The sequence below is a fragment of the Chryseobacterium sp. CFS15 genome, assembly GCF_031118795.1.
In the GTDB taxonomy this organism is placed as follows: Bacteria; Bacteroidota; Bacteroidia; order Flavobacteriales; family Weeksellaceae; genus Chryseobacterium; species Chryseobacterium indoltheticum.
Genome location: NZ_JAVHYL010000001.1, coordinates 223543 through 240102, shown reverse-complemented (window position 1 = coordinate 240102; position 16560 = coordinate 223543). Strand labels below are relative to the sequence as shown.

Sequence of the window (16560 nt, the reverse complement as noted above, 5' to 3'; positions counted from 1 at the left end):
ATATTAAGTTTACTTAATATTAATATTGTAAGAAAAACCAATGTGAAACCATCTTTGAGGCATAGGTATTCCAAAATTTTCAATATAATCTGTGTCAGTCACATTATTGATTAACGCATATACCGAAAAGTCTTTTTTATTAAAGCTTATTTTTTCATCCAGCAAATGATAACTTCCCGAGTTTAGCCTATCGTTGTATCTGTAAACCAATTCGTTGGTAAAGTATGTAAGAAATTTGGTCTGAAATTTTGCTATAAACTGATGTTTTAGATTATCTAATGCATAACGGGAATTCAGATCATTTAAATCTCTTAACTTATTATCGATATACGTGTAGCCCAAAGTATATTTCATCCAATCGAAAACTTTATGATCGATCTCTATTTCAATCCCTTTTGTTTCTTTATTTCCGATATTTCGCGAATACCAAACCGGGTCTTGCAGAGAATTTTTAATCCAGTCAATAGCATCATTAGAATCTCTGTAGAAACCACTGAATTTCGCTAAAATACTTTTGTTTTGATATTGATAACCGATTTCCGCATAAACCGCATTTTCAGGTAAAAGATTTGGATTTCCCTGCTCTGTTTTGCTTGTGTAATACAAATCGGTAAAAGTAGGAACCCGGTGAACTTTTGAAATACTTCCAAAAACTTTATTATTCTGATAGAATGTATAACCAACGTCTAAACCCGGATAAAAGAAGTTACCATTGGTAGAGTAATTTGCCCAGGAAGCTCCCGGACTGATGTTTAGTTTTTTATCAAAAAAAGAAAAATGATGCTCAAAGAAAACCTGCGTTACAAAACGTTCTCTGTCACCTAGATTATTGCTTGCTAAGAATTCTTTTCTTAATTCTACACCCAAACCTGTAGTTCCTAAACTTGATTGGTAGCTTGAATTAACTTCTCCTCCTACATTATTTCCGATGTGCATATTCCTGTAGATTTCAGGTTTTTCTCGGCTAAACAGATACATATCCTGGCCTCTTCTCCAGTACATATTAGAATTGAGTTTCAATTTTCCGAAAGTTTGCTGATGGGCAACACTTAAAATGGAAGCCTGAAGTTCTTCATATTGCTCAGTTGCTTGTGGTGAAGAATAAAATCCGTTGGCACCAAATTTCTTTTCAGAAAAACCAGCCTGTAAGCTGATGTCTCCATTTTTTATTTTCAACTGATTTTGATAAAATACATTTCTTATTTCAAAATCAGTATTATGTCTGTAGCCTTGCGAAGAATTTGAATTTGCCTGTAATGAGTTTGAAAACTTTTCGTTTCCAAGACTGGCATTAAATCCAAGACCATATGTTTCATAATCTCCTGCATTGGCGCTGATTTTCACATTTTTACCAATCTGAGTTTTTGTAATGATATTGATTGCTCCGGCATAAGCATTTTGCCCGAATCTTCTCGCAGATGGTCCTTTGATAACTTCTATTCTTTCAACATTATCCAAATCAACAGGAACGTTCAGAGAATTGTGACCGGTTTGTGAGTCATTCATCCTGATTCCGTTGATGAGGATTAAAACTTGTTCGAAATTGCTTCCTCTGAAGCCCACATCGCTCTGCACTCCATTCGCTCCTCTCCTTCTGATATCCATGCCGGGAATTTGCTGAAGAATTTCATCAATACTTGCTGCCGGAGAGTTGAGGATTTCATCCCTTGTAATTATAGAAATATTCTGATTTGCATTTTTGTAAGTGGTCGCAATAAATTTCCCCTGAATCTCAACAGAATCAATATCTGAAGTTTTCACCTGTGCGGTTAATGCGCAAAACGAGGCAAGAAAAAATACAGTTCCGAACTTCTTATTCATAATATTTCTTAGTTTATATTGAAGTTCCCAAAAATAGGAGACTTTGGCAAGACCAAAAAATGATACATATCATAAAAAAGATGCATCAATAATGCATCTTCCAGTTCTTGTAACTTTTTATCTTTTTTTCATTAAATGTGTAATAAAATGTCTGAAAAGCTGTATCATATTTATTACTATTTATGCTGCAATTTTACACGAAAAATATTTACAAAGCAATACTTGACGTTAAAAAATGAAATATTTTTTGGCAAATTTTCTGTCAGAAATATGATATTAAATGTTATCAAGATTTAAATTATTCTTTCCCAAATTAATAAAGTGTTACGCATTAATTCTTTTTAAAAAATTCAGCAAAAATTCGTATTTTTGTTAGTCTTAATTTTACTATGGCTTCAACAACAGAAATAGATATAAAAAAACAGGTTTTCGTTAAAAATGCACACCTTAACAACCTGAAACACATTGATGTTTTAATCCCAAAAAATAAACTCATCGTCATAACGGGAGTTTCCGGAAGCGGAAAATCTTCACTGGCTTTTGATACGATTTATGCTGAAGGACAGAGGAGATATGTAGAAAGTCTGAGTTCTTATGCACGTCAGTTTTTAGGTAAATTAGAGAAACCAAAAGTCGATGACATCAAAGGTCTGGCGCCTTCAATCGCTATCCAGCAGAAAGTAATTTCTTCCAATCCACGGTCTACGGTAGGAACTTCTACTGAGATTTACGATTACATGAAGCTTCTTTTTGCAAGAATTGGTAAAACTTTTTCTCCGGTTTCGGGTGAGGAAGTGAAAAAAGACTCGGTGACCGATGTGATAGAGTACATTAAAAGTTCTGAAAATAATGTTCCGTTTTTACTAACGGCTCCGCTGAATTTTGATGTTGAAAGTTTTACAGATACTTTAAATGTTCTAAAACTTGCTGGGTTCACAAGATTAGAAGTCAACGGAAATCTTGCCGGAATAGAAGATCTTGAAAGTTTCGGTTTCACTCCCGAAAAAGGAATGGAAATCAATTTGGTGATCGACCGTTTTTCGTATGAAGAAGATGAAAGTTTCCTTCAGCGTTTGGCAGATTCTATTCAGATGGCGTTTTATGAAGGTCACGGTTATTGTGCCTTAAAAAATACAGAAACAGGAACCGTAAAAAACTTTTCAAATAAATTTGAGCTCGACGGAATAGAATTTCTTGAGCCAAATGTTCATTTTTTTAGTTTTAATAATCCTTTTGGTGCTTGCCCGACTTGTGAAGGATACGGAAAGGTGATCGGAATTGATGAAGATCTTGTTATTCCCAACAAAGCTTTATCGGTTTTTGAAGATGCTGTTGCTTCCTGGAAAGGAGAAACGATGAGCGAATGGAAAAAAGATTTTATTAAAAAAGCGAAAGACTTCCCTATTCATAAGCCTTATCATCAGTTAACCAAAGAACAGAAAAATTATCTTTGGAAAGGTGACGGTAAGAGCACCTTCCCTTCTCTGAATAACTTCTTCAAAATGCTTGAAGAGAATTTATATAAAATTCAGTATCGTGTAATGTTGTCCCGTTATCGTGGTAAAACCCTTTGCCCTACTTGTGAAGGTTTGCGTTTGCGTGAAGAGACAAGCTGGGTGAAAATCGACGGAAACAACATTCAATCTATGATTGAGCTTCCTTTGGACGAGCTTTTACCATTGATGCAAGCTTTAAAACTTTCAGAACATGATAAAGAAATTGCTAAAAGGCTGTTATACGAAATCACAACCCGATTAGAATTTTTACTAAAAGTCGGTTTGGGTTATTTAACGATTAACCGAACTTCAAATACGCTTTCCGGCGGTGAAAGCCAGAGAATTAATTTGGCTACAAGTCTGGGAAGTTCTTTGGTAGGATCTATCTATATTTTAGACGAACCTTCCATCGGACTGCATTCCAGAGATACAGAAAATTTAATTGAAGTTTTAAAAAATCTTCGAGATATAGGTAATACAGTAATCGTTGTAGAACATGATGAAGATGTCATGAAAGCGGCAGACTATATTATTGATATTGGCCCGGAAGCTGGATATTTAGGCGGTGAACTTGTTTTTGCAGGTGATTACGCAGCATTGAAAGATGCCGATACACTGACTTCAAAATACCTTACCGGAAGACTGGAAATAAAAGTTCCGGAAAAGCGCAGAAAAGCAAAAGAATTCATTCATATTAAAGGAGCAAGATCCAATAATCTGAAAAATATAGACGTAGATATTCCTTTAGAAAGTTTAGTCGTTATTTCTGGAGTTTCAGGAAGTGGAAAATCTACTTTGATGAAAGAGATTCTGACGAATGACATTCAGATCCAGTTAGGAATGGGCGGGAAAAAGGGTGACTACGATTCTGTCGAATTTCCAAAAAAACTAATTAAGCATATTGAGCTTATCGACCAAAATCCTATCGGAAAATCTTCGCGTTCAAATCCTGTAACGTATCTGAAAGCGTATGATGATATTCGTGATCTGTTTTCTAAGCAGAAAAGTGCCAAAATGATGGGTTACAAGCCTAAACATTTTTCTTTTAATGTGGACGGCGGAAGATGTGATGATTGTAAAGGTGAAGGTATCATCAGTGTTTCGATGCAGTTTATGGCAGACATTGAGCTAGAATGTGAAACCTGTAAAGGAACCCGTTTTAAAAATGAAGTTTTAGAAGTAAAATTCGATGAGAAAAATATTTCGGATATCCTTCACATGACTGTTGATGAGGCGTTAGATTTTTTCAGAGAAAATAAAGAAGATAAAATCGTTACAAAACTGACTCCGCTACAGGACGTTGGTTTGGGATATTTACAGCTTGGGCAAAGCTCTTCTACTCTTTCTGGAGGTGAAGCGCAGCGTGTAAAACTGGCTTCTTTCTTAGTAAAAGGTGTAACGACAGACAAAACTTTATTTGTTTTTGACGAGCCTTCTACCGGATTGCATTTCCATGATATTCAAAAATTATTAAAATCTTTACAGGCTTTAATTGATCTCGGACATTCTGTGATTGTCATTGAGCATCAACCGGATATTATGAAATGTGCCGATCATATTATAGATATCGGCCCTGAAGCCGGAAAATACGGTGGCGAAGTTGTTTTTGCAGGAACTCCGGAAGCTTTGGCAAAGAATCAAAAATCGCATACCGCAAAATATATTGCTGAGAAATTGTAGTAATTAATATTTATATAAATAAAAAAGGAAGCAGATTATGCTTCCTTTTCTATTATTTAACCGTCATTTTAAAGACTTTTAGTTTTTCCGCATTCTCGGTATTTACTTCTATCAAATAGTTTCCGATACTTAGCTTACCGTGCATCGGTAGATAATGTGTTTTATTTTTGTTAAGATTTTGAGTATTCAATAATTTTCCGGACATATCAAATATTTTTACAATCGTATTTTGTTTTTCTAAAGCTTTTCCTGATAAATAGAAGTTACCATTATTCGGATTGTCATAAAGTTGAAGTTCGTTTTGCTTAGCTAAATCGGACGTTGATAATCCATCTTTCAGACTGAATTTAGCTACAAATCCAAATGGTGTATTCGGATAAGGATCGGTCATATATTGATAAGTAACACCTTCAGTTCCAATACCCGTTGGTGAACCTGTGAATCCCCATAACAGCAATGAACCATTATTCATAAACTTTGCATTGAGATACTCACCTAATTGATTACTCCCACTTCCACCATAGTAGGATGCCCAAATTCTGTTACCGTCAGAATCAAACTCAGCAAAATACATATTTGTAAGTCCTGAAGAAGTGTTGGGTGCGGCTGTGAGAAATGCTCCCGGTGTTGATATATTGCTTGTAGCTCCGTAATGGCTTCCGGTTATGATTATTCGATTCCCCAAAACAGTTAAATTACTTGTTCCAAACATGACATCGTATCCCGTACTTCCAAAATAGGTACTCCAAACTCTGTTTCCGGTAAAATCGAATTTAGAAAGAAATAAGTCACTATTTGTAAGTTGATTTTTGTAAGCACCTGTAGTTGCAAAGTAATTGGGATGAGCATCGTCTTCATTCTGCCCACTTACGTAGATTCCGGTAGAATTAACTTCAATTGCACTGATGCCATGCCCGGTAAATAAAGTAGGATTAATTGGAGTACCATAAAAAGTACCCCAGATTTTCTGGCCGGTATTTGCATCAAATTTAAAGATTAAATTATCCGACGTTGTAGTGGGTTGAAATGTCCCCGGATTCGTAAAATTACCAGTCATATGCTGCGCATACGCTGCTACAAGATATAAATTATTGTTAAACCATTTAAAATCAAAAATTCCGGGAGTAGAAAATGTACCCCATACTTTCTGACCTGAAGAATTAAGTTTTACAAGATAAGAATTGTCCTGAATCATTCCTCCTGCGTAGTAAGGAATAAAATTTTCCTGAAATGCACCGGGTGTTGCTAATCCGGGCAGGTCATATCGTATTCTTCCCAGTACATAGATATTTTGATTGTCATCAAACCTTATACTCATTGTATTGCTTGGTACATAGGTAGTCCAGACTACATTATGGGACGAATTATATTTTGTAAGTGTAAATGTGTGGCTCGTTGCAGTGTTTACATTTTGACTTAGCCAGGCTCCCGATGTAGCTAAATTTGGTACTTGTGTAGGATAATTTTTTAATACGTACATGTTTTCAGAGCTATCGACTCCAACAATTTGTTCAAAACTATTTCCAATACCATCATAACTCCCTTTAATCATTTGGCCAGTGGGAGAAATTTTTGCCGAATAGAAATTCTGTTGACCAGCAATAATTGTATTACCACCTCCTGTTACGAATTGATTATAATAAGATGAGGTATAACTGTTTTGATATGATGTTTGCCCATTGACAAGAATATTTTGTTGAGGGTCAATAAAAAATGCATTCCCATTTAAACTAAAGTCACTGAGATAAGTGCCTGAACCTCCTACATAGGTTCCCCAAGTACGTTCGTAAGGAAATGACTGTGCATTATAAAATATAGAAAGCGTGCTAAACGCCATTAATAGGAGTGATTTTGATATCATGGTGTGTTATTTAATTCACCGGCAATATAGTTATTTTAATTAAAATATGTTTAATTGATAAGTGACTGAAATAAAGTATTATCTTATCCACAAAAAAATGTGGATAACTGGTGAATTTTAACATTAAATTCATATAGCGTATGAAAATAATTACTAAATTTACTATGTAATAAAAATGAAATGAATCTTTTTTTTGCCTTTTTCAACTTCGAAATCGCAATTAAATTTGAAATAAAAATTTAAGCACAGCATCGTCGGCTGTGCTTTTTTGTTGTTGTTTAATTAAAAAAATGAGATGTATTTATCTATTGAATCCACTTCTAAAGAGTGGGTTCTTTCTTTGGTTTAAATTTACCCAAAGGTTTTTCTTTAGAAACCAATATTCCGTAAATAACGTTTTGGTCACGGTAAATCCATACACTTATAAATTGTACATCTTTTGAATTTTCAAAATTTGCTTCGAAAATGATAAGCTCTACTGGATCTGTTTTTTTTGTGTAATCGTAAATGTAAGCAGAATTAAATTTTTGCGAGATAATCCTCCCATACTCTCTGACTGATTCTTCGCAACTCTCTTGAAATTCGGGATAAAATCTTCTCTCAAATCTTTTATCCAAAATAAAATTGCTGAATCCGGAGTAGTCTTTATTCTCACATTTTTTATAATATGCATTAATGAAATTTTCACTCACATTTACTCTTTCTGCACTGACTTTTGAACTGCTGATTTTTGTGTAATTTTTTTGAGATAATGCAAAAAGTGAACTGCATATCGCAGTTAAAAGTATAATTTTTTTCATGTGTTTGTGTTTATTACTCTCAAATGTAAAAATTTAAATTAATAAATCGCTGACAAATAAAAATAAAAACCGACAAGTCAGGCTTATCGGTTCTTGAAAAATGAAAAATTAATATGGATATGAACTGTTTTAAATACTTTAAATGTGTTTTAATTCTAAAGCAAATTTATATTTATTTAGAATAAATATAAATAAATACTATGCTGACTTTTATCAGCTTATTGTATTTAGTTCATCCTTCTCTCTTGTTAGCTGATCAAGCTTTTTCAATAATGTTGGTATTCTGTAAGCTCCGTGCATATTTTCAACATTGATTTTGGTTTTATCTGCATCAATTCCTTTAGCGGTAAGAAATAAAGGTGTTTTGCTTTCTCCGCGAAAAATAGTTTTTCTCATATTATCTTCGCTTGCAAATCCATTTTTGGCAATACCGATGACAGGATATTTTTTATTTAGAGATTCATAAAGATAGCCGCCCAACCCTATTTTTCCATTGTTATCTAATGTTACATAGCCATCAACGATAATGAGATCACCATCTTTTAAATCAATTTTCTTTATCAAACTTAAAATACAGGGTAATTCTCTTTTGTAAAAAGCTCCGCTTTCATAATCGGAACTGATTTCGGTATTTTCTGAATAGATAAAGCTTTCAGTTTCAGAATCCCATTGTTCAAAGGCAATGCAGACTGTTTTTGCATAGTCTGCATAATAAAAAGTGTCGAATGCGTAAATCATCTTTTACGATGTAAAAAATTCTCCGAAATGCCATAAAACTCCAGCCGGGTCAAGAAGAAAACATTCTTTTCCCCAAACTTCTGTTTTTGTAGGAACTAATCGGATTGAATCATACTTTTCTTTTAAATTTAAAGACACAAGTTCTTCCCAATAAAGGTCTACATTTTCTATTTCGAGGAAGATCATGGTGTTTTCAATCCATTCTTTAGAATAATAATCTTGTAGATAAAAAGCAAAATCTCCTTTTTTAAAAACCGAAAATTTGGGATCAATTTCAACTTCTTCAAATCCTAAATCTCTGTAAAATGCTCTGCTTACGGCAAAATCTTTTGCGCCGATAAAGGGTCTTATTGATTTTATTTTTTGATTCATACTATATTTGTAATTAAATGTGACAAAACTAACAGACAATGGTTTTGAACGTGCAGAGTTTACTTTTTGTCTACAACAATTCTCGCTTCACGATTGGCTAATTCCCATGCTGTGGCAAAAACCAGCTGTGTTCTTTTTTGCAACAAAGGAAAATCGATTTTCTCAACATCATCGGTCGGTTGGTGATAATCTTCATGAATTCCATCAAAGAAAAAAGCCACCGGAATACCGTGTTTTGCAAAATTATAATGATCAGAACGGTAATATAATCTGTCCGGATCTTTCGGATCATCATATTTATAATTCAATTCCAGATTATTTGTTTTTTTGTTTGCAGCTTCATTAACTAATTTCAGCTCTGAACTCAACATTTCAGAACCAATCACATACACATAATTTTTACCTCGGTTTTCTGCATCATCTCTTCCGATCATGTCAATATTTAAATCTGCAACCGTATTTTCTAAAGGAAAAACTGGATTATCTGAATAGTAAGACGAACCGAAAAGACCATGTTCTTCACCTGTTACATGTAAAAAAAGGATTGATCTTTTTGGGCCATTACCAGATTTTTTTGCTTTTTGAAAGGCTTTGGCAATCTGCATTACGGCAACTGTCCCACTTCCATCATCATCTGCGCCGTTATAGACGACTCCGTTTTTCGTGCCTACATGGTCATAGTGTGCCGAAACAACAATGATTTCTTCGGGTTTTTCGCTCCCTTCAATAAATGCAAGTATATTTTCTGAATCCGGTAAATCTCTCCCGCCAATTTTATTCATATAAGAAGAGGGAACTTTTTGATAATATGATGCTAAATTTTTCGGAAATGAGATTCCTAAATCTTTATAGAATCGAATAATATACTCTCCTGCTTTCTTCTGACCGGGACTTCCCGTATCTCTTCCTTCCATTTCATCAGAAGCAATTACGTATAGATTTTTCTTTAAGTCCTTTAGCTTAATTTGCTGATAGGCTTTACTAAAAGCTTTTTCATTGTTTAAATTACTTGAGCTCGTATTTTGATTCTGATTATTGATCGATGTATTTGCTGTTCCACAACTCGTAAGAATAATTGCAGAAAATATAGGAAGAAGTAATTGCTTCATAATTAAAAAATATTTCTTTAAAAATAACAAAAATATTTCACCTGCTTACTGCGTGCATTTTTTTTATATATTTGATAAACACTATGGAAAAAAATTACGGATTTAATGATTATAAATTTTTTACAGAAATGTCGGAGCTTTCTTCCAGGCATAAAAGTTATGATCTGTCATTAGGCCTTCCCGATTTTGAAATCGATCCGCGTCTTCGGTATTTTCTTAAAGAATCTGCTGACATGATCAGTCACAGTTACGAATCGCTGGCGGGCAATTCTTTGTTGATTGGAAAAATTATTCAATTTAATTTAAACAGAAAAAATAGTTTACAATTAAAATACGAAGAAATTAATATTGTTCCGTGCTCTACATTTGGGTTGTACACTTCCTTAAAATCAATTTTAAATAGAGGCGATGAAGTTATTGTGATTCAGCCTTCTTATTATACTTACGCTCCTTCCATCGTTTTGAATGGCGGAGTTCCTGTTTACTACGATTTGGAAAATGATTTTAAAATTGACTGGGAAAAACTTCAGCAATGTATTTCTGAAAAGACAAAGGCGATCATTGTAAATTCCCCTCAAAATCCTACCGGAAAAACATGGAGTAAAGAAGATTGGGATCAATTGTATGAGCTTATAAAACATCAGGAAATTTACCTTATTTCAGAAGAAGTTTATGATATTTACCATTATGATAATGCAGAACATTACAGTTCGTTCTTGCATCCTGAATTAAGAAAAAAAACATTCTGCATTTTCTCTTTTGGCAAAATGTTTCACGCAACAGGCTGGAAGGTAAGTTATCTTTTGGCAGCTGAAGATTTGTTACAAAATTTCAGAGATCATCAGCAATACATTTCGTACAGCTCCAATTCCCCTTGCCAATATGCAATCGCTAAATATCTTGATGTCTTTGACCCTTCCGAAAATCAAATAATCATGGAGAATAAACGTGATATTTTTAATGAATTGATACAGTTTACTCCTTTGGTAGTTGAAGAAATAGCTCAAGGCGGATTTTTTCAGATTGTAAATTTTAGAAATGTTAATAAAACGATGACAGATGTTGAATTTTCGAAATGGCTTACTGTAGAAAAAAAAGTTTCCTGCTTGCCGCTTTCGGCATTTTATAATTCTAAAACAGATTCAGATTATATCAGATTTAGTTTTGCTAAAAAAGATGATTTGATTATTAATGCTTTGGAGCATTTGAAGAAAGATTTGTAAATCTGTGCAACCCTTAATCAATAAATTTCACATTTTCAATTTTATTTAATTTAGTTTTAAATGAGTTGAACAAATGGATAAAAAATAAAACTTAATAAAAATAACTTTAATGAAGATCTCAAAAAAAATTCTGATGTATTTATGTATCATCATATTATTTTGTTCATGTACCAAAAAAGATCCTTTGGTTGGAACATGGAAATTTACTTATAGTCACGCAAGTAATGAAGCAGATAAGTATAAAGAAGATAATTATTCATCGTATACGTCATATATAACTCTCTCTGGTGATAATTCTTTTTTGCTTGTAGACAACGGAGAATTGAGCCCGGTAACTACACTCAGAATTCCTAAAGATTCGCTTAATGAAAACGATAATAATACCGAAGTTTATTTCGGAACGTGGTCAGTAAAAGACTCAATAATTTATTTTGAAGCTCAGAATCATAAGTCCAGTCCGGAATTTACAGCTAAAATAATTTCTAAAAACGACAGAAATATGAGATTATATTTTCCTGAACAAAAGCAAGCAAAAGGATTGGAGTTTAAATATAAAAAAGATGATTATAATGATGTAAGCCGCTCAGAATCTAATTTTATAACTAATGAATTAAATAAATGGCGTCTCAAAAATAAGAGTAAACAAACAACAGAGAAAATAAGATCTAAAATAGAAAATGCACTGGAATTTTCTATTGCTTTTTTGGAATATCACGAATCTGAAAATAAAGTTGCGATGACGCTTTATTTAGAACCTTTACCTTTCAAATTTTATGGAAATGGAATAGTATTAAAAAATCACTACAAAAACGAAAAATGGAATGATTTGTTTTATGATGAAGAAGATGCTTCTATTGCGTATAACATGCTTAAGAAAAGTTTTAATAATGTAGCAAGTATTCCTGAAGAAATATCGAATAACCCGATAAAAATTAATATTTTCATTCTGAAAGAAACATTAAAAAATTTGAAATAATATTTTTCTTATTTCTAAAGAAAAAGCACTGCGCAATGCAGTGCTTTTGTTTATTATAATTGTGACTAAAGAGAAAGAACTCTTATATCAATTCTTCTGTTTTTTGCGCGACATTCGTCGGTGTCATTGGCTTCACAGACAGGATACATTGAGCCATACCCTTCTGTTTCTATGCGATGTCCATCAATTCCCAATTCTAATAATTTTAGTTTTGTGGTCTGCGCTCTTAAATTTGAAAGCTTCACATTGGTTTCCTGATTTCCTGTATTATCCGTGAATCCGCCGAGTTTTATTCTCATATTCGGATACGCATTCATGATTTCAACCAGATTTAATAATTGGGCTTCTGCTTTTTTCTTGATTTCACTTGAACCGCTTTCAAAGTGAAAATTTTCTAGCGTGTACCAATTATTAGGATCTAAAACAGCCTTATCATTACTTTTTATAGCATTATACATCTGAAGCAACTGGCTTCCTTCACCGATGGTCAATTTTTTCCCACCTTCAAGTTCTACTTCCTGAATTTTTCCGGTATCGTAAACAAAATCTCCTTCTTCATTCAGATATCCTTTAACAACTTTCGGGGCCAAAATAACAGTATTGTGTACAGAATTTACGACAACAGGAGAAGCAGCTATTGACGAAGCTTTAGTCAAAGCTTCGATTTTTGCTTTTCTGTCGGCTTCAATTTTATCTTTATGTAAAACGGCCAAAGTCGGCGCTATTACTAAAGAAACAATAGACATCAATTTAATCAAAATATTCATCGAAGGTCCCGAAGTATCTTTAAACGGATCTCCCACCGTATCTCCTGTTATAGAAGCTTTGTGAGGTTCTGACCCTTTGTAGTACGTCTGACCATTGATATCAACTCCTTTTTCAAAAGATTTTTTGGCATTATCCCAGGCTCCACCTGCATTATTCTGAAATATCCCCATTAAAACTCCGCAAACAGTTGCTCCTGCCAGAAAACCACCTAAAACTTCAGGCCCGAAAATAAAACCAACCAGTAAAGGCGATACAATCGCAATCGCACCGGGAAGCATCATTTTTCGGATAGAAGCATCGGTAGAAATAGCGACACATTTCTGATATTCCGGCTCGGCGGTTCCTTCAAGAATGCCCGGAATTTCTCTAAACTGTCTTCTCACTTCTTCCACCATCGCCATTGCAGCCTGCCCGACTGCGGTAATTGCCAAAGATGAAAATATAAAAGGAATCATTCCTCCAACAAATAATCCTGCCAAAACATCGGCTCGGTAAATATCAATACCGTCAATGCCTGCAATTCCTACAAATGCTGCAAATAAAGCTAATGCCGTTAATGCTGCAGATGCTATTGCAAAACCTTTTCCACTTGCCGCAGTTGTGTTTCCGACAGCATCCAAAATGTCTGTTTTCTCCCGAACTTCTTTAGGGAGCTCACTCATTTCGGCAATTCCACCTGCGTTATCTGCAATAGGTCCGAAAGCATCAATTGCCAACTGCATTGCTGTTGTAGCCATCATTCCTGCTGCAGCGATAGCAACACCGTATAATCCGGCACATAAATAGGAACCGTAAATTCCTCCTGCCAAAACGAGAATCGGTAAAAGTGTAGATTCCATTCCCACGGAAAGCCCGCCTATGATATTGGTCGCATGACCGGTAGAAGACTGTCTCACAATACTTAAAACAGGTCTTTTTCCCATCGCAGTATAGAATTCGGTGATGATACTCATTAAAGTTCCGACAACCAAACCAACGATAATGGCTCCGAAAACCCCCATTTTAGTAAATTCATGGTCTCTTAAAATCATTTTTTCAGGTAAAAGATAAGTAACCAGAAAATATGAAGCTATTGCCGTGATGACGATACTTCCCCAGTTTCCTAAATTTAAAGCATTTTGTACATTAGATGTGGATGCTCCTTCGCTATCATTAATTTTAACGAATAAAGTACCGATCATTGAGAAAATAATTCCTGTTCCGGCTATTAACATCGGTAATAAAATAGGTGCAAAACCTCCGAAATTATCATTAGAAATAGTTTCTCTTCCCAGAACCATTGTTGCTAATACTGTCGCCACATAAGAACCAAATAAATCGGCTCCCATACCTGCAACATCTCCTACGTTATCTCCTACATTATCGGCAATTGTGGCTGGGTTTCGAGGGTCGTCTTCCGGAATTCCCGCTTCCACTTTTCCTACTAAATCTGCTCCAACATCTGCTGCTTTAGTATAAATTCCACCTCCTACTCTGGCAAATAATGCAATAGATTCTGCACCTAAAGAAAATCCCGTAAGGATTTCAATTGTTCTTTCCATTTCGTGAGAATCTACGGCTGCACCAGGTGCAAAAATTTGCTTAATAATTAAGTAGAGGGCTCCTAAACCTAAAACAGCTAATCCTGCAACTCCCATTCCCATTACAGAACCCCCGGTAAAAGATACTTTAAGGGCTTTAGATAACGAAGTTTTTGCAGCTTCGGCAGTTCTTACGTTGGCTTTTGTAGCGATTTTCATTCCTATAAAACCCGCTAAAGCAGACAATATGGCTCCGATGACAAAAGCTATTCCAATGGCCCAATGCGAATTGGAATTGGTCATTCCCATCACTGCTAATAAAATTGCAACAATTATGACAAAATACATCATGATCTTGTACTCGGCCTTCAAAAAAGCCATCGCACCATCAGCAATATGTCCGCTGATTACTTTCATTTTTTCATTTCCTGCATTTTGCCTGCTTACCCAATTACTTTGCAGAAAAGTATAGATAAGGGCAATAACACCGAAAATGGGTACTAAAACAAATAAGTCCATAGTTTATTATTTTTATATTAAAAAAAGTTTGTGATTATCTTTATAAATATAATGATTTTTGTAAATACTTTATGAATTGAATGTAATTATTGTATTATCAGCAAATTTATTTGATACAATTACTCCGGTCATTATAAATTTTTTAGTTAATCTGCCTATAGACTACTACCTTACCTCAGTTCGGGATTAGAGATTCTGATGATAGTTTTTAAAACATTAAACGCAAAGATTTTATAATTGAACTTTCTATTTCAGAAAGCAAAGGCGAATAAATTTGCTTCGCAAAGCTTAAGCAAAAGCTTTATAAAATCAACCTGTTGATTCATCTTAAAGCAGTATAATATTTTATTTAATGGAATATTTTGGAGGGCAAATTAGAAACCATTTAATGAAATAGAAAATATTATATGGGTTTAAAGTTGATACGAAACAATTCGTCATTCATTAATTATTTAAATGAGAAACAAAAAAAGGGTAAATGATTGTTCATTTACCCTTTTAGATATTTAAATCCAGAGAATCTTATCCTCCAAATTTGCTTGCGTAATCTTTTTGAGAAGCTATAATCACTTTTCTAGCATGCTCTGCTCCGTAAACCTCTTGGATTCTACATTTTGCAGGCTCATCTGGTAAGTTTTTGTAAGTTAAGAAATAGTGCATCAACCTTTTTACTTCTGCTTCAGGTAATTCTGAAATATCTCTGAAATGACCAAATGCGTGATCGCTCACCATTACTGCTACGATTTTATCATCAGCTTCACCACCGTCAATCATTTTGAAACCACCGATAGGAATAGCTTCCATCAAAAGTCCGCCCGAGTGAATATTGTGAGAGCTTAATACACATATATCCAAAGGATCGTGATCTCCCATTGTAACATCAGTTGCACCACTTTCAACTGCCAATTTCATTACTTCTTCATTACAGTACGTTCTGGGAACAAAGCCGTAAAGCGCCGGAATAATATTAGAAAACTTCTGAGGTCTGTCTACTTTAAGGTAACCGGTTTCTTTATCTATTTCATATTTAATGGTGTCTGAAGGAACTATTTCCACGAATACGTTTACCACGTTTGGCGCATCTTCTCCTGCAGAAATCCCATGCCACGGATGTGCTTTAAAATTTGGAATCATTATGTATATTTATTATTTAATTAAGCTATTATTAAAATTTCTCTTCTCAAATCTTCTATCGTTGCTCCGATATAATCATTATCATTCATGTAATTCATGATGAAAACGGTTTTATACTCATTAAGATTCGGATTGTTATTGAGACTTTCGTAGGTTTTGTGCAGCAAATCTATGATTGCATTTTTAGAATCTACGATATTCTGCCATGAATTTTTTGTTAAATAAAGTTGCTGTGAAGCATTATATTCAAACTCTTCATTGATGGTTTTCTCGGTAAGAAATACAAATTCGTGAGCTGCAAGTTCTTTATCAAACTTTAGAATAAGGTTTGAAGGTTTTATTCTTTCCAGAAAAAGAGTCATTCTTTCATAAGAATGCGTTTTATTTTCAGAATTAGATTTTACAGAAAGTAATTTTATCTCCTGATTTTTTAAGTTGATGTACGAATACACAAATTGTCGCAGCAAAACCAAAAACGGAATTGCAATAACTAATGCGGCTGCATAGGGTAAATAGTCTGAAAAATCTGTCATAATTTGAGGT

General features: G+C 34.1%; 12 protein-coding genes. 3 read left to right on the top strand and 9 right to left on the bottom strand.

Annotated features, from left to right (window positions below; genetic code table 11):
- Positions 1-9: 9 nt before the first annotated feature.
- Positions 10-1821, bottom strand: coding sequence for a TonB-dependent receptor domain-containing protein (locus OH814_RS01140; RefSeq protein ID WP_308826800.1), 1812 nt, complete (start codon positions 1819-1821; stop codon positions 10-12).
- 389 nt (positions 1822-2210) lie between these two features.
- Between OH814_RS01140 and uvrA the strand changes: the two genes are divergently transcribed.
- A complete protein-coding gene (gene uvrA / locus OH814_RS01135; protein WP_308826799.1) occupies positions 2211-4997 on the top strand; it encodes an excinuclease ABC subunit UvrA in 2787 nt (928 codons plus the stop codon).
- Between the two features lie 52 nt (positions 4998-5049).
- Here uvrA and OH814_RS01130 read toward each other — a convergent pair whose 3' ends face one another.
- The 5 genes from OH814_RS01130 to OH814_RS01110 all read right to left on the bottom strand — a co-directional run bounded on the left by OH814_RS01130 (position 5050) and on the right by OH814_RS01110 (position 9877).
- Complete coding sequence (locus tag OH814_RS01130; RefSeq protein WP_308826798.1) at positions 5050-6858, bottom strand: T9SS type A sorting domain-containing protein; 1809 nt, start codon at positions 6856-6858, stop codon at positions 5050-5052.
- A gap of 320 nt (positions 6859-7178) precedes the next feature.
- Entirely contained in the window at positions 7179-7658 is a 480-nt protein-coding gene (locus OH814_RS01125) for a hypothetical protein (protein ID WP_308826797.1), read from the bottom strand.
- Between the two features lie 213 nt (positions 7659-7871).
- A complete protein-coding gene (locus OH814_RS01120; protein WP_308826796.1) occupies positions 7872-8396 on the bottom strand; it encodes an endonuclease V in 525 nt (174 codons plus the stop codon).
- A 3-nt stretch (positions 8397-8399) separates the two neighbouring features.
- Positions 8400-8768, bottom strand: a complete 369-nt coding sequence (locus OH814_RS01115; protein WP_308826795.1) for a VOC family protein — start codon at positions 8766-8768, stop codon at positions 8400-8402.
- A gap of 59 nt (positions 8769-8827) precedes the next feature.
- A complete protein-coding gene (locus OH814_RS01110) occupies positions 8828-9877 on the bottom strand; it encodes a M28 family metallopeptidase (protein ID WP_308826794.1) in 1050 nt (349 codons plus the stop codon).
- 83 nt (positions 9878-9960) lie between these two features.
- Here OH814_RS01110 and OH814_RS01105 point away from each other — a divergent pair, with 83 nt between their 5' ends.
- Together OH814_RS01105 and OH814_RS01100 are read left to right on the top strand one after the other, a co-directional pair.
- Positions 9961-11100 (top strand): aminotransferase class I/II-fold pyridoxal phosphate-dependent enzyme, encoded by a 1140-nt coding sequence (locus tag OH814_RS01105; protein WP_308826793.1) that lies wholly within the window; start codon positions 9961-9963, stop codon positions 11098-11100.
- Between the two features lie 109 nt (positions 11101-11209).
- Complete coding sequence (locus tag OH814_RS01100; RefSeq protein WP_308826792.1) at positions 11210-12076, top strand: hypothetical protein; 867 nt, start codon at positions 11210-11212, stop codon at positions 12074-12076.
- Positions 12077-12141: 65 nt separating this feature from the next.
- Here OH814_RS01100 and OH814_RS01095 read toward each other — a convergent pair whose 3' ends face one another.
- From OH814_RS01095 to OH814_RS01085, 3 genes are all read right to left on the bottom strand, one after another.
- Entirely contained in the window at positions 12142-14883 is a 2742-nt protein-coding gene (locus tag OH814_RS01095; RefSeq protein WP_308826791.1) for a sodium-translocating pyrophosphatase, read from the bottom strand.
- A gap of 522 nt (positions 14884-15405) precedes the next feature.
- Positions 15406-16017 (bottom strand): inorganic pyrophosphatase, encoded by a 612-nt coding sequence (locus tag OH814_RS01090; protein WP_076558242.1) that lies wholly within the window; start codon positions 16015-16017, stop codon positions 15406-15408.
- 20 nt (positions 16018-16037) lie between these two features.
- On the bottom strand, positions 16038-16550 hold the full coding sequence (locus OH814_RS01085) for a hypothetical protein (RefSeq protein WP_076558240.1): 513 nt from the start codon (positions 16548-16550) through the stop codon (positions 16038-16040).
- Positions 16551-16560 lie beyond the last annotated feature (10 nt).